At 65.2% G+C, this 25,867-nt stretch carries 30 protein-coding genes and 1 tRNA gene; 13 read left to right on the top strand and 18 right to left on the bottom strand.

Annotated features, from left to right (window positions below; translation table 11 throughout):
• Positions 1–15 precede the first annotated feature (15 nt).
• From ABWP84_RS03460 to ABWP84_RS03425, 8 genes are all read left to right on the top strand, one after another.
• Positions 16–783 (top strand): class I SAM-dependent methyltransferase, encoded by a 768-nt coding sequence (locus ABWP84_RS03460; protein ID WP_353210600.1) that lies wholly within the window; start codon positions 16–18, stop codon positions 781–783.
• Positions 784–838: 55 nt separating this feature from the next.
• Positions 839–2,038 (top strand): bifunctional phosphopantothenoylcysteine decarboxylase/phosphopantothenate--cysteine ligase CoaBC, encoded by a 1,200-nt coding sequence (coaBC, locus tag ABWP84_RS03455; RefSeq protein WP_353210599.1) that lies wholly within the window; start codon positions 839–841, stop codon positions 2,036–2,038.
• Complete coding sequence (gene dut, locus ABWP84_RS03450) at positions 2,035–2,475, top strand: dUTP diphosphatase (RefSeq protein ID WP_353210598.1); 441 nt, start codon at positions 2,035–2,037, stop codon at positions 2,473–2,475. Before coaBC ends, dut begins: the two co-directional genes overlap by 4 nt.
• Positions 2,472–3,257, top strand: coding sequence for a molybdopterin-synthase adenylyltransferase MoeB (locus ABWP84_RS03445; protein ID WP_353210597.1), 786 nt, complete (start codon positions 2,472–2,474; stop codon positions 3,255–3,257). Before dut ends, ABWP84_RS03445 begins: the two co-directional genes overlap by 4 nt.
• Complete coding sequence (locus ABWP84_RS03440; protein ID WP_353210596.1) at positions 3,254–3,625, top strand: DsrE family protein; 372 nt, start codon at positions 3,254–3,256, stop codon at positions 3,623–3,625. The genes ABWP84_RS03445 and ABWP84_RS03440 overlap by 4 nt, the downstream gene beginning before the upstream one ends.
• Positions 3,626–3,708: 83 nt before the next feature.
• Positions 3,709–4,668 carry a tripartite tricarboxylate transporter substrate binding protein gene (locus ABWP84_RS03435; RefSeq protein WP_353210595.1) on the top strand — a complete coding sequence of 320 codons (960 nt, stop codon included), beginning with the start codon at positions 3,709–3,711 and terminating at the stop codon, positions 4,666–4,668.
• A complete protein-coding gene (locus ABWP84_RS03430; RefSeq protein WP_353210594.1) occupies positions 4,665–5,795 on the top strand; it encodes a CaiB/BaiF CoA-transferase family protein in 1,131 nt (376 codons plus the stop codon). The genes ABWP84_RS03435 and ABWP84_RS03430 overlap by 4 nt, the downstream gene beginning before the upstream one ends.
• Positions 5,792–6,748: a tripartite tricarboxylate transporter substrate-binding protein gene (locus ABWP84_RS03425; RefSeq protein WP_353210593.1), complete on the top strand. Its 957-nt coding sequence runs from the start codon at positions 5,792–5,794 to the stop codon at positions 6,746–6,748. The genes ABWP84_RS03430 and ABWP84_RS03425 overlap by 4 nt, the downstream gene beginning before the upstream one ends.
• 343 nt (positions 6,749–7,091) lie before the next feature.
• On the opposite strand, the gene ABWP84_RS03420 is transcribed toward ABWP84_RS03425, so the two are convergent.
• Positions 7,092–8,168, bottom strand: coding sequence for a serine hydrolase domain-containing protein (locus ABWP84_RS03420; protein ID WP_353210592.1), 1,077 nt, complete (start codon positions 8,166–8,168; stop codon positions 7,092–7,094).
• Positions 8,169–8,258: 90 nt separating this feature from the next.
• On the opposite strand from ABWP84_RS03420, the gene ABWP84_RS03415 reads away from it, so the two are divergent.
• Positions 8,259–9,008 carry an SDR family oxidoreductase gene (locus ABWP84_RS03415; protein WP_353210591.1) on the top strand — a complete coding sequence of 250 codons (750 nt, stop codon included), beginning with the start codon at positions 8,259–8,261 and terminating at the stop codon, positions 9,006–9,008.
• A 376-nt stretch (positions 9,009–9,384) separates the two neighbouring features.
• Here the strand turns inward: ABWP84_RS03415 and ABWP84_RS03410 are convergent, their stop codons facing one another.
• Together ABWP84_RS03410 and ABWP84_RS03405 are read right to left on the bottom strand one after the other, a co-directional pair.
• Positions 9,385–9,540: a DUF2256 domain-containing protein gene (locus ABWP84_RS03410; protein ID WP_353210590.1), complete on the bottom strand. Its 156-nt coding sequence runs from the start codon at positions 9,538–9,540 to the stop codon at positions 9,385–9,387.
• Entirely contained in the window at positions 9,540–9,806 is a 267-nt protein-coding gene (locus ABWP84_RS03405; RefSeq protein ID WP_353210589.1) for a DUF6476 family protein, read from the bottom strand. The genes ABWP84_RS03410 and ABWP84_RS03405 overlap by 1 nt, the downstream gene beginning before the upstream one ends.
• A 55-nt stretch (positions 9,807–9,861) precedes the next feature.
• Between ABWP84_RS03405 and ABWP84_RS03400 the strand changes: the two genes are divergently transcribed.
• Both ABWP84_RS03400 and rpoH read left to right on the top strand, forming a co-directional pair.
• On the top strand, positions 9,862–10,776 hold the full coding sequence (locus tag ABWP84_RS03400) for an RluA family pseudouridine synthase (RefSeq protein ID WP_353210652.1): 915 nt from the start codon (positions 9,862–9,864) through the stop codon (positions 10,774–10,776).
• Between the two features lie 243 nt (positions 10,777–11,019).
• Entirely contained in the window at positions 11,020–11,883 is an 864-nt protein-coding gene (rpoH, locus tag ABWP84_RS03395) for an RNA polymerase sigma factor RpoH (protein WP_408904231.1), read from the top strand.
• 995 nt (positions 11,884–12,878) lie between these two features.
• On the opposite strand, the gene ABWP84_RS03390 is transcribed toward rpoH, so the two are convergent.
• The 14 genes from ABWP84_RS03390 to phnG form a co-directional block, all read right to left on the bottom strand.
• Positions 12,879–13,409 (bottom strand): hypothetical protein, encoded by a 531-nt coding sequence (locus tag ABWP84_RS03390; protein ID WP_353210587.1) that lies wholly within the window; start codon positions 13,407–13,409, stop codon positions 12,879–12,881.
• Between the two features lie 141 nt (positions 13,410–13,550).
• Positions 13,551–13,640, bottom strand: a tRNA-Ser gene (locus tag ABWP84_RS03385).
• 56 nt (positions 13,641–13,696) lie between these two features.
• Positions 13,697–14,590, bottom strand: coding sequence for a helix-turn-helix transcriptional regulator (locus tag ABWP84_RS03380; RefSeq protein WP_353210586.1), 894 nt, complete (start codon positions 14,588–14,590; stop codon positions 13,697–13,699).
• A 176-nt stretch (positions 14,591–14,766) separates the two neighbouring features.
• Entirely contained in the window at positions 14,767–15,642 is an 876-nt protein-coding gene (locus ABWP84_RS03375; RefSeq protein WP_353210585.1) for a 2-hydroxy-3-oxopropionate reductase, read from the bottom strand.
• A gap of 5 nt (positions 15,643–15,647) precedes the next feature.
• Complete coding sequence (gene otnI, locus ABWP84_RS03370; protein WP_353210584.1) at positions 15,648–16,433, bottom strand: 2-oxo-tetronate isomerase; 786 nt, start codon at positions 16,431–16,433, stop codon at positions 15,648–15,650.
• 49 nt (positions 16,434–16,482) lie between these two features.
• Positions 16,483–17,076 (bottom strand): pyridoxamine 5'-phosphate oxidase family protein, encoded by a 594-nt coding sequence (locus ABWP84_RS03365; RefSeq protein ID WP_353210583.1) that lies wholly within the window; start codon positions 17,074–17,076, stop codon positions 16,483–16,485.
• 8 nt (positions 17,077–17,084) lie between these two features.
• Positions 17,085–17,759: a DUF1045 domain-containing protein gene (locus tag ABWP84_RS03360; RefSeq protein ID WP_353210582.1), complete on the bottom strand. Its 675-nt coding sequence runs from the start codon at positions 17,757–17,759 to the stop codon at positions 17,085–17,087.
• Complete coding sequence (locus ABWP84_RS03355) at positions 17,756–18,904, bottom strand: alpha-D-ribose 1-methylphosphonate 5-triphosphate diphosphatase (protein WP_353210581.1); 1,149 nt, start codon at positions 18,902–18,904, stop codon at positions 17,756–17,758. Before ABWP84_RS03355 ends, ABWP84_RS03360 begins: the two co-directional genes overlap by 4 nt.
• Positions 18,889–19,584 (bottom strand): phosphonate C-P lyase system protein PhnL, encoded by a 696-nt coding sequence (phnL, locus tag ABWP84_RS03350; RefSeq protein ID WP_353210580.1) that lies wholly within the window; start codon positions 19,582–19,584, stop codon positions 18,889–18,891. Before phnL ends, ABWP84_RS03355 begins: the two co-directional genes overlap by 16 nt.
• 55 nt (positions 19,585–19,639) lie before the next feature.
• Positions 19,640–20,410, bottom strand: a complete 771-nt coding sequence (phnK, locus tag ABWP84_RS03345) for a phosphonate C-P lyase system protein PhnK (RefSeq protein ID WP_353210579.1) — start codon at positions 20,408–20,410, stop codon at positions 19,640–19,642.
• Positions 20,407–21,276, bottom strand: coding sequence for an alpha-D-ribose 1-methylphosphonate 5-phosphate C-P-lyase PhnJ (locus ABWP84_RS03340; protein ID WP_353210578.1), 870 nt, complete (start codon positions 21,274–21,276; stop codon positions 20,407–20,409). The genes phnK and ABWP84_RS03340 overlap by 4 nt, the downstream gene beginning before the upstream one ends.
• On the bottom strand, positions 21,273–22,352 hold the full coding sequence (locus tag ABWP84_RS03335; RefSeq protein ID WP_353210577.1) for a carbon-phosphorus lyase complex subunit PhnI: 1,080 nt from the start codon (positions 22,350–22,352) through the stop codon (positions 21,273–21,275). Before ABWP84_RS03335 ends, ABWP84_RS03340 begins: the two co-directional genes overlap by 4 nt.
• Positions 22,352–22,930 (bottom strand): phosphonate C-P lyase system protein PhnH, encoded by a 579-nt coding sequence (gene phnH / locus ABWP84_RS03330; protein ID WP_353210576.1) that lies wholly within the window; start codon positions 22,928–22,930, stop codon positions 22,352–22,354. The genes ABWP84_RS03335 and phnH overlap by 1 nt, the downstream gene beginning before the upstream one ends.
• Positions 22,927–23,400 (bottom strand): phosphonate C-P lyase system protein PhnG, encoded by a 474-nt coding sequence (gene phnG / locus ABWP84_RS03325; protein WP_353210575.1) that lies wholly within the window; start codon positions 23,398–23,400, stop codon positions 22,927–22,929. The genes phnH and phnG overlap by 4 nt, the downstream gene beginning before the upstream one ends.
• A gap of 86 nt (positions 23,401–23,486) precedes the next feature.
• On the opposite strand from phnG, the gene phnF reads away from it, so the two are divergent.
• The gene (phnF, locus tag ABWP84_RS03320) at positions 23,487–24,227 is read left to right on the top strand and encodes a phosphonate metabolism transcriptional regulator PhnF (protein WP_353210574.1); all 741 of its coding nucleotides are present in this window, start codon (positions 23,487–23,489) and stop codon (positions 24,225–24,227) included.
• Complete coding sequence (locus ABWP84_RS03315) at positions 24,227–25,363, top strand: alpha-D-ribose 1-methylphosphonate 5-triphosphate diphosphatase (RefSeq protein ID WP_353210573.1); 1,137 nt, start codon at positions 24,227–24,229, stop codon at positions 25,361–25,363. Before phnF ends, ABWP84_RS03315 begins: the two co-directional genes overlap by 1 nt.
• Before the next feature lie 85 nt (positions 25,364–25,448).
• Here ABWP84_RS03315 and ABWP84_RS03310 read toward each other — a convergent pair whose 3' ends face one another.
• Positions 25,449–25,850, bottom strand: a complete 402-nt coding sequence (locus tag ABWP84_RS03310) for a MarR family transcriptional regulator (protein ID WP_353210572.1) — start codon at positions 25,848–25,850, stop codon at positions 25,449–25,451.
• Positions 25,851–25,867 lie beyond the last annotated feature (17 nt).

Below are 25,867 nucleotides of genomic sequence, written 5' to 3'. Positions count from 1 at the left end.
TGCTAAGAGAGCGAGATGATGAGCGATGCACCCTTCCACGAGAAGAACACCTCCACCGCCGATTTCGGTTATCGCGATGTCCCGCGCGCCGAGAAGGCCAATATGGTCCGCGCCGTCTTTGACAGTGTGGCGCCGAAATATGATGTGATGAATGACGTCATGTCGCTCGGCCTGCATCGGGTTTGGAAGCGGGTTTTTCTGAATGCGATCGGGCCGCGGCCGCATGAGACGTTGCTCGATCTGGCCTCGGGCACCGGCGATATCGGGCTGGGCGCGAAGAAGATGGGCATGGGGCGGGTGATCTGCACCGATATCAACCCCTCCATGCTGGCCCTTGGCCGCGACCGGGGGCTGAATATGGGCCTGGCTGCGGGGGTGGATTTCATGGTGGTGGATGCCGAGAAAATCCCGCTGCCGGATCGTTCGGTGGAGAAAATCTCCATGGCGTTTGGCCTGCGCAATTGCACCGATAAGGATGCGGTGCTGCGCGAGGCGCGGCGGGTGCTGCGGCCCGGTGGGCGGTTCTTCTGCCTGGAATTCTCCCGGGTGGAGGTGATGGCGCTGGAGAAGATTTACGATTTGTGGAGTTTCAAGGTGCTGCCGCGCCTGGGCGAGCGGATCGCCAAGGATAGCGAGAGCTACCAATATCTGGCCGAAAGCATCCGGATGTTTCCGGACCAGGAAAAGCTGGCGGGGATGATGCGCGAGGCGGGGCTGGAGAAGGTGGGCTATCGCAGCCTCTCGGGCGGGATTGTGGCGATCCATTCCGGATGGCGGCTGTGATTGCGGGTTTGGGGAGGCGCTGCCTTTCCAAAGCGGGCGGTAAAGGGCGCTTTGCGTGAAGCTTCTGGTCATCATCTCGGGCAGCGTTGCGGCCTTCAAGACGCTGATGTTTATCAGGCTGGCCCGCGCTGCTGGGCATGAGGTGCGGGCCATTCTCACCGAGGGCGGCGCGCGTTTCGTCACCCGCGAGGCGGTGGCGGCACTCACTGGCGGGCCGGTGCATCATGATCTTTGGGCGGCTGAGGAGAGCATTGGCCATATCCGGCTGGCGCGCTGGCCGGAGCGGATCGTGGTGGCCCCCGCGAGTGCCAATATGCTGGCGCGAATGGCGCATGGGCTGACCACGGATTTGGCCTCCACCGTGCTGCTGGCCAGCCGCGCGCCGGTGCTGGTTGCGCCGGCGATGAACCCGGCCATGTGGGAACACCCGGCGACCCAGGCGAATGTCGCCATGCTGCGCGGCCGTGGCGTGGGGTTTGCCGGGCCTATTGAGGGCGCGATGGCGGAGCCGGAGAGCGGGGCCGGGCGGTTTATCGAGCCGGCGGATTTGCTGGCGGCGCTCACTGAGGCAAGGCCGGGGGCAGGGGCAGGGGCAGGGGCAGGGGCAGGGGCGCTGGCCGGGCGGCATGCGCTGGTCACCTCCGGGCCCACGCATGAGCCGATTGACCCCGTGCGCTATATCGCCAATCGCAGTTCCGGCCGGCAGGGCCATGCGATTGCGACGGCGCTGGCGGCCCTCGGTGCGCGGGTCACGCTGGTGAGCGGGCCGGTGAGCGTGGCGGACCCGGCAGGGGTGCGCGTGCAGCGGGTAGAGACCGCGCGCGAGATGCTGGCGGCCTGCGAGGCGGCGCTGCCGGCGGATATTTTTGTCGCCGCCGCCGCCGTGGCCGATTGGCGGGTGGCGGCGGAGGCCACGCAAAAAATGAAGAAGGAGCCGGGTGCCGGCGCGCCGGTGCTGAACATGGCGCTGAACCCGGATATTCTGGCCAGCCTTTCGCGTCACGCCGCGCGGCCGCGGCTGGTTGTGGGGTTTGCCGCCGAGACCGAGCAGGTGGTGGGCCATGCCCAGGCCAAGCTGGCCCGCAAAGGCTGCGACTGGGTGATTGCCAATGACGTGTCGGGCGATGTGATGGGCGGGCTGGAGAATAGGGTCCATCTCGTCACCGCCCAGGGGGTGGAGGATTGGCCCCGCCTGCCCAAGGAGGAGGTGGCGAGCCGCATCGCCGCCCGCATCGCCAAGGAGTTTTGTCCATGACCATTCTGGTGCAACGCCTGGCCCATGCCGAGGGGCTGCCACTGCCGGCCTATGCCACGGCCGGGGCGGCGGCGATGGATTTGCTGGCCGCGGTGGCCGCGCCGGTGGTGGTTCCGCCGGGCGGGCGGGTGCTGATCCCCACCGGGCTTAGGGTGGCGCTGCCAGCGGGGCATGAATGGCAGATCCGCCCGCGCTCGGGCCTGGCGCTGAAGCATGGTGTGACGCTGGTGAATGCGCCGGGCACGATTGATGAGGATTATCGCGGCGAGGTGGGGGTGATTTTGCTCAATACCGGCGCTGAGGATTTTGTGGTGGAGCGGGGCATGCGGGTGGCGCAGGCGGTGCTGGCGCCGGTGGTTCGGGCGGTGTTTGAGGAGGTGGTGGTGCTGCCGGAGACCTCTCGCGGCACGGGCGGGTTTGGCTCTACCGGCGCATGAATCTTGATTTCACCGAGGCTGAACTCCACCGCTACTCCCGCCACATCCTGCTCGGTGAGGTCGGCGCTGTAGGCCAGGCCAGGCTGCGGGCGGCGCGGGTGTTGGTGGTGGGGGCGGGGGGGCTGGGTTCGCCGCTGGCGCTGTATCTGGCGGCGGCGGGGGTGGGCTGCATTGGGTTGGTGGATCATGACCGGCTGGAACTGTCCAACCTGCAGCGGCAGATTGCCCATACCACCGCGCGGATTGGTCAGAACAAGGCGGAGAGTGCGGCCGAGGCGCTGCGGGCGCTCAACCCTGAGACCCGGGTGGAGATTCACGCCATGCGTATGGATGCGGCAGTGGCGAAAAGCCTGATCCCGCAATACGATATTATCTGCGACGGCACCGATAATTTCCCCACGCGCTTTCTCTTGGGCGATGCCTGCCATCTGCTGAAAAAGCCGCTCGTCTCCGCCGCCGTGCTGCGCTTTGAAGGCCAGCTTTCGGTGTTTCAGAGCCATATCGACAAAAATCCCTGCCATCGCTGCCTGCATCCTGAGCCGCCGCCGGATGGCATGATTCCTAGCTGTTCCGAGGCTGGCGTGCTGGGTGCCGTCACCGGCGTCATGGGATGCTTGCAGGCGACGGAGGTGCTGAAGCTGATCCTGGGCATTGGCGAGACGCTGACCGGGCGGCTGCTGCTATGGGATGCGCTGGATGCGCGGATGCGCACCATCAAGCTGCGGCGTGACCCGGGCTGCGCGCTGTGCGGCGATGCCCCCACCATTCACGCCATGCCATGAACCCGCTGGGTATTCTGCTGATTTCGGGTGGGCATGAGCGGGCGCATTATGCGCTGGTCATGGCCACCGCCGCCGCCGCGCTCGGCCGGCCGGTTACCCTCTTTGCCACCAATGCCGGCATTCGGCTGTTGCTGGCCGACCGCCCGCTGGAGGCTGACCCGCGCGAGGCCGAAATCACCGCCCAGGGCGTGGCCGGTATTCGCGCCCTGCTGGAGGCGGCGCAGGAGCTGGGCGTGGGGCTGAGCATTTGCGATTCCGGGCGGATGACCGAGGGGCTGGGCGGTGCTGCGCTGCTGGAGGGGGTGGTGGTGAGCGGTGCGGTGGGGTTTCTGGGCGAGACCCATGGGGCACAAATGCTGTCGATTTAGCCCCCCCGGCAGGCCTGGGACGGGTGACCTTCTCGCCTCCTCGGCGAAATGCCATGCTGCATCAATAAAGATTGGAGGATCCCATGCTCACCACCCGCCGCGCCCTGCTGGCCGCGCCCCTGGCGACACCCGCCTTCGCCCAAGCCTGGGCCCCGAGCCGCAGCGTGACCATCCTCATCCCCTTTGCCGCAGGCGGTGCCACCGATGTGATGGGCCGGCTGATCGCCCAGCCAATGAGCCAAAAGCTGGGGCAGAGCGTGGTGGTGGAAAATATGGCCGGCGCCTCGGGCGGTGTGGCCGCCGCGCGGGTGGCGCGCAGCCCCGCCGATGGGCATTTGCTCTTCCTCGGCCATATTGGCGTCTTTGCCTTCAACCAGCATTTGTTCAATCGCCTGGCCTATGATCCGGCGGATTTCATGCCCGCCGGGTTGGTGGCGACCAACCCGATGGTGCTGATCGTCAGCCGCCAATCGGGCATCACCAATATGGAGGAGTTGCAGGCGCGCGGGCGGGCCGGGCGGCTTTCCATTGGCAGTTCGGGCCTGGGCACCACGCTGCATATGGGCGGGGTGATGGTGAATAAGGCGCTGGGCGGTGGCAATACGCTGGTGCCCTATCGCGGCGGCGGCCCGGCCATCAATGACCTGCATGCCGGCGTGCTGGATGTGGTGGTGGACCAGGCCTTGACCGCGCTGCCGGCGGTGGAGGCGGGCGCGCGCGCCATCGCCGTCACCGGCCCCACCCGCCTGCCGCAAATCCCTGCCACCCCCACCACGCGCGAGGCGGGGCTGGGGGCGCTGGACCTCGAGGTGTGGAATATTCTGACCGCGGTGCGCGGCACGCCGCCACACATCATGGCGGCGGTGACGGCGGCGCTGGCGCATGCGCTGGATGATGCGCATGTCCGCGCCCGTTTCGAGGCGGCCTCGGCCCGCGCCCCTGGGCCCGCCGAGCGCGGCCCGGAGGTGGCCATCAGGCTGGTGCGTGAAGAGCAGGCCCGCTGGGGCCAGTTTATCCGCGAGGCCGGGATTGAACGCGAATGACCCCCGGCAAGCCCCTGGAGGGCCTTCTCGTCGTCTCGATGGAACAGGCGGTGGCGGCACCCACCTGCTCGGCCAAGCTGTGTGATGCGGGAGCGCGGGTCATCAAGATCGAGCGCGCCGAGGGTGATTTCGCCCGTGGCTATGATGCGGCGGCGAATGGGCTCTCGACCTATTTCGTCTGGCTGAACCGGGGCAAGGAGAGCGTCTGCCTCAATATCAAGGATCCTGCTGACAAGGCGCTGCTGGAGGCGTTGGTGGCGAAGGCGGATGTGTTCATCCAGAACCTCGCGCCGGGTGCGATGGGCCGGGCCGGCTTTGGCGCGGCAGCTTTGCGTGAAAAATATCCTCGCCTGATCACGGTGGATATCTCCGGCTATGGCGAGGATGGCGAATATGCCGCGATGAAGGCCTATGACCTGTTGGTCCAGGCCGAGAGCGGGCTGGCCAGCGTCACCGGCCGGGCCGAGGGGCCGGGGCGGGTTGGGTTTTCGGTTTGTGACATTGCCTGCGGCACCATGGCGCATGCGGCGGTGCTGGAGGCGCTGATCGAGCGTTCGATCACCGGCCGCGGCAAGGGTGTGGCGGTCTCGCTCTTCGATGGCATGGCGGATTGGATGAATGTGCCGCTGATGTTTTTCGAGGGCACGGGCAAGACGCCCGCGCGCATTGGCATGGCCCATCCCAGCCTCTGCCCCTATGGCGCCTTTGAGACGAAGGATGGCGCGCAGATTCTGATCTCGATCCAGAATGAGCGGGAATGGGCCGATTTCGCCACCCATTTCCTCGGCGATGCCGGGCTGACCACCAGGGCGGAATTCGCCACCAATATGGCCCGGGTGGCCAATCGGCCGATGGTGGATGCGCATATCGCCGGCGTCTTCGCCAGCCGCACGCGCAGCGAATGCGTGGCCGCGCTGGGGGCGGCCAATACCGCCTATGGCTTCATCAATGGTGTGGAGGGCCTGGCCAGCCACAAGGCGCTGCGCCGGGTGGTGGTGGAGACCGAGCGCGGCCCGGTGGCCATGGCGGCGCCCGCCGCCCGCTTCTCCGATGGCGCCCGGGCCTTGGGGCCAGTGCCCGCTTTGGGCGCGCATACTGCGGCGGTGCGTCGGGAATTCCTGCCGTGAGGCGCCGCGCCGTGCTGGCCGCCGGCCTGGCCGCGCCCGCGCTGGCGCAAAGCCCATGGCCGCGCCGGCCCATCACCCTGATCGTGCCCGCCGCCCCGGGCGGGGCCACCGATGTGCTGGGCCGGGTGATGGCGCAGAGCCTTGGCACCACGCTGGGCGTGGCGGTGGTGGTGGAAAACCGTGGCGGCGCTGCCGGCTCCATCGCCACTGAGGCTGCGGCTGCCGCCAATCCTGATGGCCATAGCATTGCCATTGGCATGATCAGCACCCTGGCGGTGAACCCGCATATTTATCCAAGGCTGCGCTATGACCCGCAGCGCGACTTCGCACCCATTGGGTTGATCGCCCAGGTGCCGATGGTGCTGCTGGCGCAAAAACGCCTGGCCGAGGGTGGGTTGGCCGGGTTTATCGCCCGGGTGCGGGCGGCGCCGGATACGATTTCCTATGGCTCGGCCGGGGCTGGCTCCAATGTGCATATTGGCATGGTGGCGTTTCTGGACGCGGCGGGGCTGCAAATGGTGCATGTGCCCTATCGCGGCTCGGGCCCCATGACGATTGATCTGGTGGCCGGCAATATTGATAGCGGCATGACCGGCACCCCCGCCGCCCTGCCGTTGATCCGCGCTGACCGCATGGCAGCGCTCGGCACCACCGCGGCCAGGCGGCTGAGCCAGACGCCCGATGTGCCGGCCATATCCGAGACCCTGCCGGGATTTGAGGCGATGCAATGGTATGGGCTGGTGGCGCCCGCCCGCACCCCGCCGGAGATCGTGGCGCGGCTGCATGCGGCGACCAATGCGGCCCTGGCCGATGAGCAGGTGCGGCACCGGCTGGCCGATGAGGGGGCTTTGCCGGATCCCCGCAGTGCCGAAGAGTTCCGCGCCTTTATTGTCGCCGAGTTGGAGCGCTGGGGGGTGGTGGCGCGGCGTAATAATCTTCGGCCGAATGAATAGGCTGATGTTGGAAAGCGCTCGTGGCGGAGAGAAAAAAGAGCGAAAGGGCTTTGCCCTCTCGCGCTCTCCCACCAGGAAAATGATTTTCCTGGACCTTTGAATAATTTTAGGGCTCGCTTTCTTTGCAATGTCTAGCCGTTGAGGCACTAATAATTTATTGTACAGTAATACTGTTGTATTATAAGTTTTTTAAAAATAATTCATTTGTATAATTTTTATTTAAAAAATAAATTAAACGAAGGCGCAGGAAACTCGTCGACATACATGTCGACTCTGCTGGGGTGCTCGAGGGGCAAAGCCCCTCGATCTTATTTACTCTCGATGTTCGTTGTCCAGCAGCCTGCTAGACAATCGCCGCATGCACAACATTGCTCAGCGTATCCATGCGCAGCGCATGCCACTCCTCATCCGCCGCCCTGGTATTGGCGATGAACGCAAAACTGGTGCCGCTTGCCGGGTCTGCCCAGCAATAGCTGCTGCCCACGCCGCCATGGCCGAAGGTGGCGGGGTGGGCGATGGCGCCCAGGCCGCGGATGCTATCGCTGAAGCCGCGCGAATGCGGCCCCAGGCCGCGATGCATGGCAAAGCCCTGCGCCAGATCCGGCCTGTCGCCGGTGAAGTTGCGGGTGACATATTCCAGCATGCGCGGTGAGACCAGGCGCGGCCCATGGCCGATCAGCGCCTGGTAGAACAGCGCCATGGCGCGGGAGGTGGCATAGCCGCCGCCGCCGGGCACGCCGGCCGCGCGATGCGCCGGGCCGCATTCGGGCATGCGCGGCACCATGCCATTGCCGCTCGGGTCATGCATATCGGCGGCGCGGTGCTGCTCGGCCGGCGGCAGGCCGACGAAGAGTTCGCGCTCCAGCCCCAGTGGCTGGATAATGCGGGCGCGGATGAAGTCGCGGTGATCCTCGCCGGTCACCGCGCGGATCAGCGCCGCCGCCACCCAATGGGCCGCCGCCGGGTGATAATGCACGGTGCTGCCTGGCGTGGTTTCCAGGGTGAAGTTGCACACCACCTCGCGCAGCAGGGCAGGGTTCTCCCAGGCCGCCTCGGGCACCTGGGCATTGGGGAAGCCACCCTGATGCGACAGCAGATGGATCAGGCTGATGGCTCCCTTGCCATGCGCCTCGAAGCCGGGGAGGTGGCGGGCCACGCTGTCGGAAAACCGCAGCCGGCCTTCCTCCACCAGCATCCAAATGGCGCAGGCGGTGATCACCTTGGTGTTGGAATAGAGCAGCCAGAGCGTCTCCTCGCTGGCCTTTTGGCCGAGGCGGGCCTCGCCGGCCACCTGGTGCAGCGCCACCTCGCCATGGCGGGCCACGGCGAGGGTGGCGCCGGGGTGGCGGCCCTCGGCAATGTGCTGGGCGATGATGTCCGTGGCGCGGCTGAGTTGGGCCTGGTTGAGGCTGGCGGTCATGGCGTGGCTCCCTTTTGCGGCAGCTAAGCCTGGATTGGCCGCTATGCACATGGGGGGTGGCGGGGCAGGATGGCCACAGAGGAGAAAGCCATGAAGACAGCCATCGTCACCGGAGCGGCGCGCGGCATCGGCCTTGCCACCGCGCGTAAATTTCTGGCCGAGGGCTGGGCCGTGGCCTTGCTCGATATTGAAGATGCGACCCAGGCGGATTGCCCGCAAACCACGCTGGCGCTGCGCTGCGATGTGTCGGACCCCGCTTCGGTGGAGGCCGCGGTGGCGGCGGTGGGGCAGCGCTTTGGCCGGATCGACGCGCTGGTGAACAATGCCGGCATTGCCATCTTCAAGCCGCTGCTGGAGACCTCGCTGGAGGAATGGAACCGCGTGCTGGCGGTGAACCTGACCGGCCCCTTCATTATGGCGCAGGCCGTAGCACCTTGGATGACCCAGGGCGGCGCCATGGTGAATATCACCTCTATCTCAGGCCTGCGCGCCTCCACCCTGCGAGTGGCCTATGGCACCTCCAAGGCGGGGCTGGCGCATTTGACCAAGCAATTGGCGGCGGAATTGGCCGGTTTGGGCATTCGGGTGAATGCGGTGGCGCCGGGGCCGGTGAACACCGCCATGGCCCAGGCGGTGCATACACCCGAGATTCGCGCCGATTACCACGATGCCATCCCGCTCAACCGCTACGGCCTGGAGAGCGAATTGGCCGAGGTGATTTTCTTTCTCTGCTCCGACAAGGCGAGCTACGTGACAGGCCAGGTGATGGCGGTGGATGGCGGGTTTGAGGGAACCGGCATTGGACTGACAACATTGCGCGCGGCGCGTCGCAATCTCTGACGCGCCTTGGTAGGCTGCTGAAACACGCTGATGGCGGAGAAAAAGAGCGAAAGGGCTTTGCCCTCTCGCGCTCTCCCACCAGGAAAATGATTTTCCTGGACCTTTGAATAATTTTAGGGCCCGCTTTCTTTTCAATGATTAATTGTAAAGGCGGGGATATTGTACTGTTAATTTTAAAAATTATATTCTTAATACTTAAAGAAATTATATTTACTAAATAACAAATATCTTTATTTAATAATTATCCAAAACCTAAATTAAACGAAGGTGCAGGAAACTCGTCGACATACATGTCGACCCTGCTGGGGTGCTCGAGGGGAAAAGCCCCTCGATCTTCTTCCCTCTCAATTTTTGTTTTCCACAATCTGTAAGATATTCATCCCCGCTTTGCCAAAGGGTGGCGCCCGGTGCGGCAGGCATCCGAGCAATATTTCACTTCGGCCCAGATTTTCTGCCATTTTTTCCGCCAGGCGAAGGGCCGGCCGCAGGCGGCGCAGGTCTTTTCCGGCAGGTTAGGCTTTTGATGCGCCATCAGCGCGCCCGCAACTCGCCCACTTGGCGCCCTTGCGCGTCGAGCAGCAGCACCCGGCTGCCCTCCGGCCCATCGAGCCATATGGCGAGGCGGTTCTCTACGCCGGCGATTCCCATGATCCTGTTGCCGGCGGGCAGGTTCGCTGTCACATCTGCGGGCCCGCGGGCCGGGCCGCCGCTGCGCTGGATCAACAGGACCACCAGTATGACGGTGCCGGCCACGATCAGCACGCCCATCCCCACAACCAAAGCCTTGAGCGCACCCATCTTGCAGCCACCTTCCGAGATTCACGAGATTGCAGCCGGCCCCGAGCACGCGACGATGCGCGTGGACCGGTTCCTGGCTGACGCCATAGGTTCTCTCTCGCGCTCGCGCGTCAAGGCTTTGATGGAAACCGGCCATGCGACGGTGGATGGCGCGCCGCTCACTGACCCCTCTGCGGCGGTGCGACCTGGTGCGGCCTATCGCCTCAAAGTGCCGCCGCCGGTGCCGGCCACGCCGCTGCCGGAGAATATCGCCCTCGATATTCTTTTTGAGGATAAGCACCTGATTGTGCTTAACAAGCCGGCAGGGCTGGTGGTGCATCCCGCCCCCGGCAATGCCGATGGCACGCTGGTAAACGCCCTGCTGCACCATGCCGATGACCTCTCGGGCATTGGCGGCGAGGCGCGGCCGGGCATTGTGCATCGGCTGGATAAGGAAACCTCGGGCATCATGGTCGTGGCCAAGAGCCAGCCCGCACATATTGCGCTCAGCGAGGCCTTTGCCACTCGTGACCTGGACCGAGAATACCTCGCCTTGTGCTGGGGTTTGCCGGCGCAGATGCAAGGTGAGATCGAGGGCAATATTGGCCGCCACCCGACCGATCGCAAACGGATGGCGGTGGTGGAGCGTGGCGGCAAGAGCGCGCTCACCCATTATTGGGTTGAGGAGGCCTTTGGCACGGCGGGCTGCCTCATGCGCCTCAAGCTTGCCACCGGGCGGACGCATCAGATTCGCGTCCATCTCTCCCATGTGGGGCACCCGGTGATGGGGGACCCGGTCTATCTGCGTCGGATACCCGCCGCTGCTGCGGGGCTGGCTAAACCGGCGCGGGAGGCGGCCATGGCTTTTCCCCGCCAGGCGCTGCACGCCGCCACGCTGGGCTTTCGTCATCCCATGACTGGGCAGGCGCTGCGTTTCTCAGCAGACCCCCCGGCGGATATGGCTTTGTTACTGGAATGTCTCCGCGCGTAACCTGACCGTTGCAGTCTGTTTTGCTTGCGGTGCAACCAAAACGTTGCTATAAAGTTTCCCACGGTGACCTCGCTCGGGTGCCGCGCAAACCCAAGGCCAGAACCTCGCCCCGACGTGACCGGGGCAGGCGGCCGGGTGGGCCCGGGCAGGCGATCACCGCAACGCCGCAATGGGCGCCGCCGTCACGGGGCGCAGTTGAGGCACTTGGAAGGCAGGATCTGCATGGCTTCCCTTGCTATACCTATGGCCCCTGAGGGCAATCTTTCGCGTTACCTGCAGGACATTCGGAAATTCCCGATGCTCCGGCCGGAGGAGGAGCTCGAACTCGCCCGCCGCTGGCGCGACACTGAGGATGAGCAGGCGGCGCATCGCCTCGTGACCTCGCATTTGCGCCTCGTGGCCAAGATCGCCATGGGCTATCGCGGCTATGGCCTGCCGGTTGGGGAACTGATCTCCGAAGGCAATGTAGGCATGATGCAGGCGGTCAAGCGCTTTGACCCTGATCGCGGCTTTCGCCTGGCGACCTATGCCATGTGGTGGATTCGCGCCGCCATTCAGGAATATATCCTGCATTCATGGTCGCTGGTGAAAATGGGCACGACGGCGGCGCAAAAGAAGCTGTTCTTCAATCTGCGCCGGCTGAAAGGCCAGATGGCGGCCTTTGAGGAGGGCGATTTGCAGCCCGAACAGGTGGCCAAGATTGCCCATACGCTGCAGGTGTCTGAGCAGGATGTGGTCTCGATGAACCGCCGCCTGAGCGCGCCCGATAACAGCCTCAACGCGCCCCTGCGCGCCGATAGCGAGGGTGAGTGGCAGGATTGGCTGGTTGATGACAGCGATAATCAGGAAACCGTGCTGGCCGAAGCCGAGGATATGGGCAATCGCAAGCAATTGCTCGGCGATGCGCTCAAGACGCTCAATGAGCGTGAGCGGCATATCCTGATCGAGCGCCGGCTGAAGGATGAGCCCACCACGCTTGAGGAACTCAGCCAGCAATATAATATCAGCCGCGAGCGGGTGCGGCAGATCGAGGTGCGTGCCTTCGAGAAATTGCAGAAGAGCATGAAGACCCAGGTGGTCGAACGCAGGCTGGCAGTGCCGGCCTGAATTGTGCCGCGGCCATGGCGGGAGCCCCGCCATGGCGTTGCCTGGTGACGGTGGCTCGGCGGCGCGAGAGGAGGCTGAGCCGGGCCGTGCGGCAGAAACGGTGGGCAATTGGCCTTGCCACATTCGGCGGCCTGAAGCCGTTTCACCGCCAGCGAAGACGGGGAAACGGCCCTAGACGCGGGTTTGATAATGTTACGCTTTTGACCTGTGGAGGCGGGTTGAGGGTGTCGAATGGAGCGCCCGGCAATGCCGTCAGGCCGCTGGCGGTGGCCGAGGCTTCAGCCCCGATATTGCTGGCCTTTGCCAAATCCTGCCGGGGTTCAGCGGCTGGGGCGGCTCCTTTGTCCTCCGGCATGCTCGATCTTTCCGAGTTTCGGCGACAAAAGCGGTGATGTGATGTTGTGAGACGGTCTGATTGTTCTGTGGCGGTGAACTCAAAATGAACCCGTTTCCGCATGATACCATGATGGGGATGGCGGCTTGTTTCGCAATTCGAGCAAATGATACCGATGTGGCATTGAAGATCGTGTCATTGGGATGGCAAAGCCTGCCGCCACACCCGACAAGCCCACCACCGCCAAGCGCTCTTTTGGCCGCCCAAGAAGAGCGCCACAGGGCCTTTCTAGGGCTGATTGCTCATCATCTTGGCTCATGTCGGAGGGGGAAGTAGTCCTATTCTGTGACGCTGACCCAGCGCAACGTGTCGGTTTTGGTGAGGACCGAAAGGACTGCCGGTGATAATTTTTTATTGAGTTCAGCTATTTAATTAAGAATGATGGCGGACAGACTTACCCCCTGCCACCGCCCCTAGGTCATCCTCGGAGAACTCATCGCTGGCTTTGGCGGTGCTGGTAGCCTCGGCCTTAGCATCGCTGGCCTTTGCCAGGTCCTGCTGGGCTTCGGTGGCTTTGGCTGCTTCTTCGTTCTTCGCGTTCTCAGGCAGGGTCTGACCTTCGGGTTCTTCTATATTGAATATTATGCGGCCGGGTTAGCGATCAGTTCTGCCTTGAAGGCAGGGTCACGCCATGCCTTGGCGATGATCTTGGCGAATTGGTTGTCGTTTTCAGGTATGGTCTGTCTTTCAAAATTTTGGGGACAAAAGCCGTTTTTTGATAATTTGAGATTGTAAGGCTTTTAGATAGTTTGAAATCAGAAAAATGCGGCAATGCCAGAAACTGATTTTGCATTTCTGCGGGAAAGGAAAGAGCCACGCCCATAAGCACCCCTATGGCCCGAGCAATGACCGGCCTGCCGGTTGCAACGGTTCTTCGCGTCGTGTGGGTTATGACACCGACCATGGCCAGACGCAGGGAGCGGGCTAAAGGCCGGTATGTGGTGGCATGGTGATGGTTGTGGTTTGCCCTGAGGGCGGCGGTGATGGTGGTGACGGCAGGTGGTGGATAAGAATATGCATCGCGAACCGCGATGAGCGCCTTTTGCGATAATGCCAGCAGGCTTCGGGCATGCCCAAGGCGGAACTGCTCCAGCAGGGGCTTTGAGGGGCAGGGCGCTGACAATTTTGGCACGGGCCGGGAGGTGAATGGCCCCCACTGTCTCCCGGTAACCCTGTCTCCCGGTAACCCAGCTGCGTTTGTGGGTTTTATTGTGGGCCAAATGGATCTGTTGACCATATAACTTAAAATATTCAGATACTTATCGGGAAATGGTGGCGGACAGGGTGGGATTCGAACCCACGGAGGGCGTGAACCCTCGGCGGTTTTCAAGACCGCTGCCTTCAACCACTCGGCCACCTGTCCCGCATTGGCATGATAGCCGAGGCCGCGCGCCCTTCCCAGCCCGCAACCGGGCAAAATCACGCCGCGCTGCGCGCCATATGCTCAGCCTCCGCCACCATGGCCTTCAGCCGCTGCGCCGCCGGGTTGCCCTTCAGCGCGTCGCGCCACATCCCCTCAGCCACGCGCTGATGGGCGGCCACCGCGTCATCAGCGCTGGTGACAGAGGCCACGCCCGAGGCCATCCAGGGCAGGCTATCAACAGGGAAGGGGCTGCTGACCACATGCGCCCGCTCCCGCCCGCGCAGAATACGAAAGCTGGCCGCGGGTTCGGGGCCCTGGGTCAAGCCAATTTGTAGCCCCATCGGCGAGAATTCCATCAAATTGGCGAGGTGGAGCACCTCCACCCTCGCCGCCTCGCAGGCATGGCTCCGTATATTGCGCGAGACGGCGAGCGAGCCGGCAATGCCATCGGCCAAAAATCGCTGAATAGCGCCCTCGGTCAACACCGCGATCACATTCGGCCGGCGTGAAGCGTAATTGCTTCTTCGCTCGCGCATGGTTTGCGCCGCTTGCTCGATCGCGGCGCGGGCCGCGGCGCGGTCCGGAGCAGCTTGCGCCGATTCTGTCCAGACTTCGTCAATGGCGCCATCAAAAGCGTCAGTGGTAACAGGGTAGCAAAGCCGCCCACCCACATGCAGCACATGGTCTGCCTGTTCCTCAAGGTTGCGCAGCCTGTCGCCAAAGGCGGTGGGGCGGGAGAAATACTCAATCCCCACACCAAGCAGCGACAGGGGCGAGACCTTGATCAATTCGGCCAGGCGCCGAATGGTCTCAAGCTTAATCACCTCGCCCTTTTCATAACGGTAGAGGGCTGCGCGTGAGACGCCGAGGCGCACCGCGATTTCTTCCGCTCGCATACCGGATTCGAGCCGGTATGCCCGCAATTGCTGACCTATATCGGCAAATTTCACATCAACCTCCAACTCGTCCAAAAATCATGCTGGCGCTGGGTGGGGTGAGCGAAAATCTCACCACGCATGGAATGGATACGAAATTTCCACCAGCTTGCCAACATATTCATACTCACGAATGAGTGAGAATCGCAGCATAGCTTAAATCATTTTTTGCCGAAATAGTTAATTCCCAATCATCTAATTTTATGTGCCGCCAGTGTCTCCAGCGCCTGAATCATCCCCGAATGGTCCAGCTGGTCTCCACCCATCGCCGCGACGGCGGAGAAAAGCTGCTGCGCGGAGGCCGTATTGGGCAATGCCACGCCCAATTCCTTGGCCGATTGCAGCGCCAGATTGAGGTCCTTCTGATGCAGCGCAATGCGAAAGCCCGGCGCAAAGGTCCGGTTGATCATCCGCTCGGCATGCACTTCCAAAATACGGCTATTGGCAAAGCCGCCCATCAGCGCCGCGCGCACCTTGGCTGGGTCCGCCCCCGCCTTGGAGGCAAAGACCAGCGCCTCGGCCACCGCCTCGATATTCAGCGCCACGATGATCTGGTTCGCCACCTTGGTCACTTGGCCGGCACCATTCTCGCCCACCAGGGTGATGTTCTTGCCCATCAGCTGAAATAGCGGCAATGCCCGGTCAAACGCCGCCTGCGGCCCGCCGATCATGATGGTCAGCGCCGCATTTTTCGCGCCGATCTCGCCGCCCGAGACGGGCGCATCAAGGTAATCGCAGCCCAGCGCATTCACCTTCAGGGCGAAATCCTTGGTCGCCGTGGGCGAGATGGACGACATGTCGATCACCATCTTGCCGGCCGAGAGCCCCGCCGCCACGCCGCCGGCGCCAAACAGCACCCGCTCCACATCGGGGGTATCGGGCACCATGAGGATGATCACCTCGCTCGCCGCCGCCACCGCCGTGGCATCGGCCAGCACGGTGAAGGCTGCCCGCGCCTCGGGCTTGAGGCTCGCCCGCTCGGGCACCGCCACCTCATGGCCGGCCTTGCGCAAATTCTCCGCCATGGGCAGGCCCATAATGCCCAGCCCGATGAAACCGATCTTCATAACGCTCACACTCCCGTCTTATAGGGTTGAAACCAGCCCAGCCCAGCGACGGTATCGCCCGCCGGCCGATACTCGCAGCCTATCCAGCCGCGATAGCCTCCATCGTCGATGGCCTTGAACACGAAAGGCCAGTTTACCTCGCCCGTGCCCGGCTCATGCCGCCCGGGCGTGTCGGCTACCTGCATATGGGCGATATAGGGCAGGAGGGCCTTCATCCGCGGCACCAGGTCACCCTCGGTGATTTGGGTGTGGTAGAGGTCGAATTGCAGGCCCAGCCGCTCGGGCCCCACCGCCTCGATCACCGCCACCGCATTGGCCGTGCCGGTCAGCGAATAGCCCGGCATGTCGCGCTGGTTGATCGGCTCGATCACGCAGGTCACGCCCTGGGCAATTGCCCGCTCGGCCGCCCAGGCCAGGTTGATGGCGTAAAGCCCGGTCATGGTGGCGGGCGCCACGCCGGCAGGCGACATCCCCGCCATCACATGCAGCCGCGGGCAGCCCAGCGCTGCGGCATAATCCAGCGCCTTCATGATGCTGTCGCGGAACTCCTGCCCCCGGCCTGGGATGCAGGCCATGCCGCGCTCACCATTCGCCCAATCGCCCGGCGGCGCATTGAACAGCACCTGGGCCAGGCCGTTATCCTTGAGCCGCATGGCGATTTCGGCGGCCGGAAATTCGTAGGGGAAGAGAAATTCGACCGCTTCGAACCCCGCCGCGCGCGCTGCGGCGAATCGGTCCAGGAAGGGCAATTCATTGAACATCATGGATATATTGGCGGCAAAACGCGGCATGCTGGGCTCCCATAGCTTGCCTCAGGGGTAGAACTTCCGCGCCCTGGTGTCACCACATGGTGGTGCGGGCGCGTCCGGGCCATTCACGGTCATAGGCCTCGCCGCCCACCTCGCCCGCAGTCATTCCGGCCAGAATTTGCCCCGGGCTGGGCAGGCCCGTGGCCCGGGACTGGCTTGCTGCATCCCATAGCCCCGCACGGATGATCGCGCGGGCGCATTGGAAATACACCTCCTGCACGGTGATCACCGTCACGCTGCGCGGCCTCGCCCCCTCCACCGCAAAACTCTCCAACATGGCCGCATCGGCGGTCAAATGCGCCTGGCCATTGATCCGCAGCGCATTGCCGCTTCCGGGGATGAGAAACATCAGCGCCACCCGCGGGTCGCGGATGATATTGCGCAGGCTGTCGATGCGGTTATTGCCGCGCCGGTCGGGCATCAGCAGCGTCGTCTCATCGGCAATCCGCACCAGCCCACGCGCATCACCACGCGGCGAGCAATCCATCCCCTCCGGCCCCACCGTGGCCAGGGCGCAAAACGGCGCGGCCTCAATGATGCGGGCGTAATCGGCGGTGATATGCCGCGCCACCTTGCGCAGGCTCGGCGCGCTGGGCGTGCCATAGAGCGCTTCCAGCTCTTCCATTGTGCGGATCATGCGCTGCCTTTCAGGGCGAAACGTTCGGCGATGAGGAAGGCTGCACCCGGCGCGGCCTGGGTGAAAAGGCAGATCTCGGTCACCAGCCGCGGATTGGCGGGGATATTGCCAAAATGCGCCTGCAGCGGCGGCAGAATGGCATCACGCTCGCCCGGTTGCAGCCGCCGGGTCAGGGTGACGTGAAACTGCCATTCCGCCAGCACATAGGGGTAGCCCCATTGCGCCAGCATCGCCTCATGCGCCCCCGAGAGGGGGGCACGGCGGCGGCGTTCCAATTCCGCCGGCTCGGGCGGGGCGCGAAAGCCATCCAACCCGGTCACGCAGGCATCGGCCAGGGCATGCAGGGGCGGGCAAGGCGCCGTCTCGCGCAGCGCCAGAAACCCCTTGAGGTCCTGCACGGAGAGCGGCGGCAGCGAGAAGGGCCGGGTGGCCGCTGCCAGGCCCGCCACCGCATCACGCAGCGCGCCATAAGGCTGGGCCAGGCGGAAGGGCGGCTTGAGCGTGGCATGCAGCCCATAGCCACGTGCATCGGCGGTGATCTCGGCAATGCTCGGCACATCCGGCTGTGTCAGGCTCGCCGCCGTCTCAGCATCCCGCCCCAGCCAGCGGCTGCCCAGCGCATGCAGGGGGTCATTGATCTCAGGTGCCCAATAAATTGCCGCCCGCATCATGCGACGCGCATGCCCCCGCGCCAGACCCGGCGGACAAAGGGCAGCCCCACATGATGGCGCAATTGCACGATATCGGCACGCAGCCCCACCGCGATGGAACCGCGATCGGCCATGCGGCACATCCGCGCCGGATTGGCGGTGATGGTGGCAATCGCCGCCGGCAGGCCCATCACCTCGGCGCAGGCATAGGCCGCCTCGATCATCGCCGCCGGCACGTAATCGGAGGCGATGGTATCCAACGCCCCCGCGCGCACGATCTCCATCACCGAGACATTGCCCGAATGGCTGCCGCCACGCACGATATTGGGCGCCCCGCCAATCACCGCCACGCCCATATCCCGCGCCGCCTCCGCCGCCTCCATGGTCACTGGAAACTCACTGATACGAATGCCCAGCGCCGCATGGGCGGCGATCTGCTCGGCGCTCTCATCATCATGGCTGGCGATGGGCAGGTTGCGATGCGCCACGCGCTCGAGCACCCATTGCCGATTGCCCGGCACCACCTCCTCGCGCTTGGCGCGCAATTCGGCAATGCGCTGCATCACCTCGGCCTCGCCCCAATTGGTTTGCCGCACCCGCATCTTGATATAGCGATTGATGTCGCGGTACTGGCCCACGCCAGGCGAGTGGTCCATGACGCTGAGCATCGCCACCAGCGGGTGGTCGGCCACCGGGTCGAGGATGCGCGGCGTGTCGCGCGCGGGCAATTCGCAGCGCAAATGCAGCAAATGCTCGGATTTCATCAGCCCGGTGGCATGCATCTCGGTGAGGTCACGCACGCCATCAAGAAAGGTCTGGTCGCGCTCCTGATCAAAGCCCAGATCGCCAATGCACAGCGCATCCAGCACCGTGGTGACGCCAGCCGCGGCGCATTGCGCGTCATGCGCCAGAAAGGCGCTGCGGCTGGGCCAGCGGGCATTCGCGCGCGGCTGCACCTGGCGTTCCAGATTATCGGTATGCACATCGACGAGGCCGGGGATGATGTCATCGCCCTCGCAATCGCGCGCGGTCGGCGCATGGCTGCGGCCGGGTTGCACCTCGGCGATCAGCCCATCGCGCAGCACCAGCGTGCCGTGGATCACCGCATCGCTCAGGATGATGCGGGCATTGGTCAGGATGGTCTCGGGGGTCATGCGGTCTCGCATACAGGTTCGATGTGCAACAGGCGATCGGCCACGCGCTCGCGCACGGGCAGATCGTGGAAAATGCCGATAATGGCCTGGCCGGCGGCCTTGGCCTCCTCGATGAGGGCGATCACCACCGCGGCATTGGCGGCATCGAGGCTCGCGGTCGGCTCATCGATCAGCAGGACGGGATGGGCGGCGGCAAAGCCGCGGGCAAGGTTCACCCGCTGCTGCTCACCGCCCGAGAAGGTGGCGGGCGGCAGCCCATGCAGGGAGGGGGGCATATTCAGCCGGGTGAGCAGCGCCGCCGCCCGCGCCCGCGCCTCCTCCAGCGGCACGCCGCGCGCGCACATCGGTTCGGCCACGATATCAAGGCTGGGCACGCGCGGGATGACGCGCAGGAATTGGCTGACATAGCCCAGCGTGTCGCGCCGCACCTCGCGCATCTGCCGCGCATCGGCGGCGGCGATATCCACCATCGCGCCGTGATGGCGCAGATGAATGCTGCCGCCATCGCAACCGTAATTGCCATAAAGGCAGCGCATCAGGGTGGATTTCCCCGCCCCCGAAGGCCCGGCCAGCGCCACGCATTCCCCGGCGCGCAGGGTGATATCCACATTGCGCAGCACGGCCATGGCAATGCCGCCCTGCAGATGCAGGGTGAAGGATTTTTGCAGGCCCTGGGCCTGGAGCATGATCATGCCGCCCCCGATCGCTGGAGGGCGGCTTTCGCCCGGAGGCGTGAATCGGTGGCCGTCATGCCGCCAGCACCGAAGAAACCAACAATTGGGTATAGGGGTGCTGCGGGTCATCCAGCACCCTATCGGTCAGCCCTTCCTCGACCACCTGCCCATGGCGCATCACCACGATGCGATGGGCGAGCAACCGGGCGGCGGCGATATCATGCGTCACCAGCAGCACTGCCAGCCCCAAATCCGCCACCAGCCCACGAATGAGATCCAAAAGCCGCGCCTGCACCGAGACATCGAGCCCCCCGGTCGGCTCATCCATGAACACAAGCCGCGGATTGGTCACCAGCGTGCGGGCGATCTGCAGCCGCTGCTGCATGCCGCCGGAAAAATTTTTGGGCGATTCATCCATCCGCGCCGGGCCCATCTCCACCCGCTCGAGCCAATGCGCCGCCACCTGGCGGATATGGCCGTAATGCCGGTCTCCGGCCGCCATCAGCCGCTCGCCCACATTGCCACCGGCCGAGACCTCCATGCGCAGCGCATCGCGGGCATTTTGGTGCACAAAGCCCCAATCGCTGCGCATCAACCGGCGCAGCGCGGCATCGGATGCATCGAGAATGCTATGCGTGGCGCCGGCGGCATCACGATAGAGCACCGCGCCGGCATCGGCCCGCTGCATCCCCGCCAGCACCCGCAGCAGCGAGGATTTGCCCGAGCCGCTCTCACCCACAATCGCCACCACCTCGCCCGGCCAGATCGAGATCGCCACGCCATCCAGCGCGCGCACCGCGCCGAAGCGCAAATCCAGCCCCTCGGCCTGCAGCAGCGCGCTCATGGCGCATCCTCCAGCGGCGGGCGGGAGGCACAGTAATCGGTGTCCGAGCAGACATGCATCCGCCCGCCGGCATCATCGGTGATCACCTCGTCGAGGTAGCTCTCCTCACTGCCGCAAATCGCGCAGGCATGCGGCGCGCGCACCGGCTTGAAGGGATGATCCTCAAAATCGAGGCTGCGGACATCGGTATAGGGCGGCACGGCGTAAATCCGCTTCTCCCGCCCCGCACCGAATAATTGCAGCCCGGCATTCATGTGCATCTTCGGATTGTCGAAAGCTGGAATGGGCGAGGGTGACATGAGGTAGCGGTGATTGACCATGACGGGGTGGTTGTAGCTCGTCCCCACCTCACCCTGACGGGCGATATCCTCATAGAGTTTGACCTGCATCAGCCCGTAATCGGCCAGGGCATGCAGCTTTGTGCTCTCCGCCACCCGGGGCTCCAGCTTGAACAGCGGCTCGGGCATCGGCACCTGATAGACCAGGATTTGCCCCTCGCGCAGCGGGGTTTCGGGAATGCGGTGGCGGGTTTGAATGATGGAGGCCTCGGCCGTGCTTTCGGTGGTGGCCACACCCGCCACGCGGGAGAAGAAGCGGCGGATCGAGACGGCATTGGTGGTGTCATCAGCGCCCTGGTCGATCACCTTGAGCACATCCGAAGGCCCCAGCACCGCCGAGGTCACCTGAATGCCACCCGTGCCCCAGCCATAGGGCAGCGGCATTTCCCGCGCGCCAAAGGGCACCTGATGGCCCGGGATGCACACGGCCTTGAGCAGGGCGCGGCGGATCATCCGCTTCGTCGCCTCATCGAGATAGCCGAAATTATAACCGGCGAGGGGGCGCGGCTTGGGGCTGGTTTCGCTCATGGCGCGCGCTCCGCAAACCAGCGGGCACGGATGGCGCGGATTTTTTCCAATTCGCTCTGGAAATCGACGTAATGCGGCAGCTTCAAATGTTCGACGAAGCCGGTGCTTTCCACATTGTCGCAATGATAGAGCACGAATTCGGGGCTTTGCGCCGGTGCTGTCGCCACCTCGCCCAGTTCGGGGGCGCGCAGCGCGCGGTCCACCAGCGACATCGCCATGGCCTTGCGCTCATTCTGCCCCACCACCAGACCATAGCCGCGGGTGAATTGCGGTGGTGCCTCGGCGGTGCCGGCGAATTGGTTCACCATCTGGCATTCGCTCACCATGATATCGCCGATATCAATGGCAAAACCCAGCTCCGGCGGCTCGATCTCCACCCGCACCTCGCCCATGCGAATCTCACCGACAAAGGGATGCGCATTGCCGTAGCCGCGCTGGGTGGAATACCCCAGCGACAGCAAAAACCCCTCATCGCCGCGCGCCATGGCCTGCAGCCGCAGCGCTCTATCGGCCGGAAAGGCCAGCGGCTCGCGGGTGATATCGGGCGGCTCGGCATCGGAGGCGAGGTCAGGCGCCATCAGCCCCTCCTGCGCCAGGATGGCGGTGACCGCCGGCATGCGCCCAGCCTCCTCTTTCGCCTCGGCGGCGGGCGGCGGTGCTGCCAGCCCCTCGGCCTCGAGGGCGAAATCCAGCAGCCGGTGGGTATAGTCAAAGGTTGGCCCCAGCACCTGGCCGCCGGGCAGGTCCTTATAGGTGGAGCTGATCCGGCGATGAATCGCCATCGCCGCCGTATCGACCGGCAGGGCATAGCCAAAGCGGGGCAGGGTGGTGCGATAGGCGCGCAGCAGGAAGGCGGCCTCTGTGCTGTCGCCGCGCGCCTGTTTCAGCGCCAGCGCCGCCAGGCCACGATCGGCGCAAGCCCCCTCGGCCATCACCCGATCGACTGCCAGGCTAAGCTGCTGCTCGATTTGCGCGGTGGAGAGTTCAGCCAGCGCGGTATCGCCGCGCCGCGCCTCGGCCAGCCAGGCATGAGCATGGCCGATGGCGGTCTCACCGCCCTTGACCGAGACATACATCAGCGCTCTTCCCGAATGATGGTAGTGCGCGGCAGCCCGACAATATGCCGCCCAGCGCAGAGCATAATGTCCAGCCCGCGTGGAAACAGCGCCCCCAGCGCCGCACGCTCGGCCACGAAACCCAAAGGCGCGCCGCTCACCCGCAGCGCTGTGGTGGTTTCGATACCCGGCCCGGACAGGCTCCACCCCGCAGCCGCCTCCAGCGCGCTCACCTGCAGCAGCAAGGTCGCACCATCCTGCGGCGCCTCATCACTGCCCAGTGCGAGGCCGGCCAGCGCGGGCGGCGCACTGGTCGCGGCCAGGAAGCGCGCAGCATGGGCGGGGGCGAGCGGCGCGCCGGTGTGAAAGCGCAGCCAATCCGCCACCGCCGCGCCGCCATCATGCCATAGCGGCGTATCGGCATCGCACAGCGCCAGCGCCAGCGCCGCCATGGCCGGCCCAAGCGGCGCGGGCGCCTGCGGCACATCCGGCAATGCGACGATCCGCCCCGGATGCGACAGGGCATGCAGCATGGCACGAAAACTCGATTGCGCGCCCAGCACAGGGTCAGCGAAGCCGGGGGTCATGGGGCTGCTCATCGCATGGTGGCCATGGTGAAGAATTGCACCCGCGTGGCCTCGGCGCGGCGGGCATCGCGGGCGCGGCGCGCAGCCTGCTCGGCGGCCAGCGGCGCAATCACTGCGGCCAGCAGCGCTGGACGCAGGGCAGGGTCCTGCAAGGCGGCATCGAGCATGGCGGCGAGTTCGGCCTGCTCCATATCGCGCCCCAGCACGGTGGCATGGCCCATACGCCCGGCCATATCCACCGTGCAGCGTGTGGCGGTGGCCTCTGTCAGGTTGAAGGGCGCACCATCACCACCCATGCGCCCGCGCAGCATCACAAGGCCGATCTCAGGCCCGCGCAAACGGGTGTGCGGCGGTAGCCGCGCGCAATGTGGCCGCAGCGCATCGGCCGCCGCGCGGGCGAGCACCGCCATCCATTGCTGCCGCTCGGCGGTTTGGGATGGGGGCGCGTCTGGTGGCGTTTCTGGGAGTGAGGTCGTGATCATCGGGATGTCTAGACAATCCCATGCGGCGCGCGATATCGTCAACCAGATGATCCCACGGAAAGGGCGGCTCATTGCTTGAAGCTTCGATGACAATGCTGACAACCCCCCTGCCGCGCGGCGATGGCCTCGCCCTGTGGCGGCAGATCGCCTCGCGGCTGGAAGCGGCCATCACCAGCGGCCAATTGGTCGCCGGTGCCCGCCTGCCCACCGAGACCGATTTGGCCGAGGCGCTGGCCGTCAACCGCCACACCATCCGCCGCGCCATGGAGGAACTCACCGGCCGCGGCCTTGTGCGCGTCGAGCAGGGCCGCGGCTCCTTCGTGGCCGAGGAGGTGGTGGAATACCCCCTTGGCAGCCGCACCCGCTTCTCCGAGATCATCCGCGCGCAATCGCGCGAACCTTCGGGGCGCATCATCCGCATCGCCGAAATCCCGGCCGAGGGCCGGGTGGCGGAATTGCTGAAACTGCGCCGTGGCCGGGCCGTGGTGGTGGCCGAGCGTTTGGGCTTCGCCAATGGCCGTGCCATCCTGCTGGGCATGCATCATTTTCCGGCCCATCGCTTCGCGCGCATCGCCGCCCTGCTGGCCGATAACCCCTCCATCTCCGCCGCCCTGGCGGCGAGCGGCGTGCCGGATTACCGCCGCCAGATCACCCGCATCACCGCGCGCATGCCAAGCCCGGAGGAGGCGGAACTCCTCGGCCAGGCCCGCACCCGCCCGCTGCTGCTGGCCGAGGCGGTGAACACCGACCCCGAGGGCGTGCCGGTGGATGTCACCTTCACCCGCTACGCGGCGGGGCGAACGCAACTTGTGGTGGAGGGCGCGTGATGGCCTGGTCGATCGAAGGCGGTGCCGTGCTCGGCGCCGATGGGCTGAACCCCAGCACCCTGGCACTTGCCCAAACGCGCGTGGCCGAGGCCGCCCCCGCCGGCGCCAAGCGCCTCGATGCCACCGGCTGCTGGGTGCTGCCCGGCATTGTCGATATCCATGGCGACGCGCATGAGCGCGCGCTGCAACCGCGCCCAGGGGTTGGGTTTGCCGCCGATTTCGCCCTGCGCGACACGGCGGCGCAATTGCTGGGGGCGGGCATCACCACCGCCTATCTCGGCCTCACCCTCTCCTGGGAGCCGGGGCTGCGCTCGGTCGAGATGTTCCGCGCCCTGCTGGCGGCCCCCGCACCGGGCGGGCCGGATATCCGGGTGCATCTGCGCTTCGAGGCGGATAATCTCGGCGCGCTCGATGACGCGCTGCAGGCCATCGCCAAAGGCCAGGTGCATCTGCTGGGCTATAATGACCACACGCCGGGCATCGCCAAAAAAGTGACGGACCCGATGCAATTGGCCAAATATGCCGGCCGGGCCGGGGTTTCCGATGCCGATTTCCGCGCCCTGGTCGATACCGCCATGGCCAGCCGCCCCGGCGTGGCGGCCGCCCGCGCGGCACTCGCCGCCGCCGCCCAGGCCGCCGCCATCCCCATGCTCAGCCATGACGACCCGCATATCGAACAACGCGCCGCCTTCCGCGCGCTTGGGGCCAGCATTTGCGAATTCCCCATCACCGAGGCGGTGGCGGAGAATGCCCGCGCCCATGGTGAGCATGTGGTGATGGGCGCGCCCAATGTGGTGCGCGGCGGCAGCCATATGGGCTGGGCCTCAGCCGCGCCGCTGGCCGAGCGCGGCCTCGTCACCGTGCTGGCCAGTGATTACCATTGGCCCGCACTTTTCGCAGCACCCTTCGTCATGCTGCGGCGCGGCGTGTTGGATGTGGCGGCGGCCTGGGCGCTGGTCTCGGCCAATCCGGCCGAGGCGCTGGGCCTGACCGATCGCGGGGCTTCGCGCCCCGGCCAGCGCGGCGATGCGCTGCTGGTGGCGGGCGGCGCGGCGGCGCCCAAACTGGTGGCGGTGTTTGTCGCCGGTGAACTTGCCTGGATTGCGCCAGGCGAGGCGGGGCGGTTGGTGGGGTAGGACAAGATCGAGGGGCTTTGCCTTTCCGCTCCTCTACTCAGCAATGAGCGTTGTCCAGCACCCCGCTGAGCCCAAGCCGCACCTCTCAGCCGGCGCGGCGGCCTTCCTCGGCGAATTCGGCCATCACCCGGTCGAGCGGTAGGGCAACCTGGCCTTCGGCTTCGGCCATGGTCTGGCGCAGGTCGCGCAGCAATGCGGCGCCATTCACCGTGCGCTGCACCAGCACGCTGCGGCGGTCCATCGGGTCAAGCTTGCGCCGGGCGAGGTCAAACTCGCCCAGCCGGTCCAGCGCGCGGGTGATGGCAGGCTTGGAGACATTGAGTTCGGCCGCCAGGCCGCGCACTGTGTGCGGGCCTTCGGCGAGATAAACCGTCAGAAACACGCCAAGCTGGCGGGCCGAAAGATCCGGCCCATCGCGCCGGACCAAAGACACCACGGTATCGCGCAGCACACCAACCATACGGTCGGCTTGTAGGGTATCGGGCATGGTCGCCATTCCTTTCG

This window comes from Rhodovarius sp., assembly GCF_040399605.1.
Lineage (GTDB): Bacteria > Pseudomonadota > Alphaproteobacteria > Acetobacterales > Acetobacteraceae > Rhodovarius > Rhodovarius crocodyli_A.
This window is presented reverse-complemented; position numbering and strand designations above follow the sequence as displayed.

Coding starts and splice junctions, on each gene's coding strand:
- ABWP84_RS03460 (WP_353210600.1), top strand. CDS start 16: ATGATGAGCGATGCACCCTTCCACGAGAAGAACACCTCCACCGCCGAT.
- dut (WP_353210598.1), top strand. CDS start 2,035: ATGACCATTCTGGTGCAACGCCTGGCCCATGCCGAGGGGCTGCCACTG.
- ABWP84_RS03445 (WP_353210597.1), top strand. CDS start 2,472: ATGAATCTTGATTTCACCGAGGCTGAACTCCACCGCTACTCCCGCCAC.
- ABWP84_RS03440 (WP_353210596.1), top strand. CDS start 3,254: ATGAACCCGCTGGGTATTCTGCTGATTTCGGGTGGGCATGAGCGGGCG.
- ABWP84_RS03435 (WP_353210595.1), top strand. CDS start 3,709: ATGCTCACCACCCGCCGCGCCCTGCTGGCCGCGCCCCTGGCGACACCC.
- ABWP84_RS03430 (WP_353210594.1), top strand. CDS start 4,665: ATGACCCCCGGCAAGCCCCTGGAGGGCCTTCTCGTCGTCTCGATGGAA.
- ABWP84_RS03420 (WP_353210592.1), bottom strand. CDS start 8,168: ATGACCGCCAGCCTCAACCAGGCCCAACTCAGCCGCGCCACGGACATC.
- ABWP84_RS03415 (WP_353210591.1), top strand. CDS start 8,259: ATGAAGACAGCCATCGTCACCGGAGCGGCGCGCGGCATCGGCCTTGCC.
- ABWP84_RS03410 (WP_353210590.1), bottom strand. CDS start 9,540: ATGGCGCATCAAAAGCCTAACCTGCCGGAAAAGACCTGCGCCGCCTGC.
- ABWP84_RS03405 (WP_353210589.1), bottom strand. CDS start 9,806: ATGGGTGCGCTCAAGGCTTTGGTTGTGGGGATGGGCGTGCTGATCGTG.
- ABWP84_RS03400 (WP_353210652.1), top strand. CDS start 9,862: ATGCGCGTGGACCGGTTCCTGGCTGACGCCATAGGTTCTCTCTCGCGC.
- rpoH (WP_408904231.1), top strand. CDS start 11,020: ATGGCCCCTGAGGGCAATCTTTCGCGTTACCTGCAGGACATTCGGAAA.
- ABWP84_RS03375 (WP_353210585.1), bottom strand. CDS start 15,642: ATGAAGATCGGTTTCATCGGGCTGGGCATTATGGGCCTGCCCATGGCG.
- otnI (WP_353210584.1), bottom strand. CDS start 16,433: ATGCCGCGTTTTGCCGCCAATATATCCATGATGTTCAATGAATTGCCC.
- ABWP84_RS03365 (WP_353210583.1), bottom strand. CDS start 17,076: ATGGAAGAGCTGGAAGCGCTCTATGGCACGCCCAGCGCGCCGAGCCTG.
- ABWP84_RS03360 (WP_353210582.1), bottom strand. CDS start 17,759: ATGATGCGGGCGGCAATTTATTGGGCACCTGAGATCAATGACCCCCTG.
- ABWP84_RS03355 (WP_353210581.1), bottom strand. CDS start 18,904: ATGCGAGACCGCATGACCCCCGAGACCATCCTGACCAATGCCCGCATC.
- phnL (WP_353210580.1), bottom strand. CDS start 19,584: ATGATCATGCTCCAGGCCCAGGGCCTGCAAAAATCCTTCACCCTGCAT.
- phnK (WP_353210579.1), bottom strand. CDS start 20,410: ATGAGCGCGCTGCTGCAGGCCGAGGGGCTGGATTTGCGCTTCGGCGCG.
- ABWP84_RS03340 (WP_353210578.1), bottom strand. CDS start 21,276: ATGAGCGAAACCAGCCCCAAGCCGCGCCCCCTCGCCGGTTATAATTTC.
- ABWP84_RS03335 (WP_353210577.1), bottom strand. CDS start 22,352: ATGTATGTCTCGGTCAAGGGCGGTGAGACCGCCATCGGCCATGCTCAT.
- phnH (WP_353210576.1), bottom strand. CDS start 22,930: ATGAGCAGCCCCATGACCCCCGGCTTCGCTGACCCTGTGCTGGGCGCG.
- phnG (WP_353210575.1), bottom strand. CDS start 23,400: ATGATCACGACCTCACTCCCAGAAACGCCACCAGACGCGCCCCCATCC.
- phnF (WP_353210574.1), top strand. CDS start 23,487: ATGACAATGCTGACAACCCCCCTGCCGCGCGGCGATGGCCTCGCCCTG.
- ABWP84_RS03315 (WP_353210573.1), top strand. CDS start 24,227: ATGGCCTGGTCGATCGAAGGCGGTGCCGTGCTCGGCGCCGATGGGCTG.
- ABWP84_RS03310 (WP_353210572.1), bottom strand. CDS start 25,850: ATGCCCGATACCCTACAAGCCGACCGTATGGTTGGTGTGCTGCGCGAT.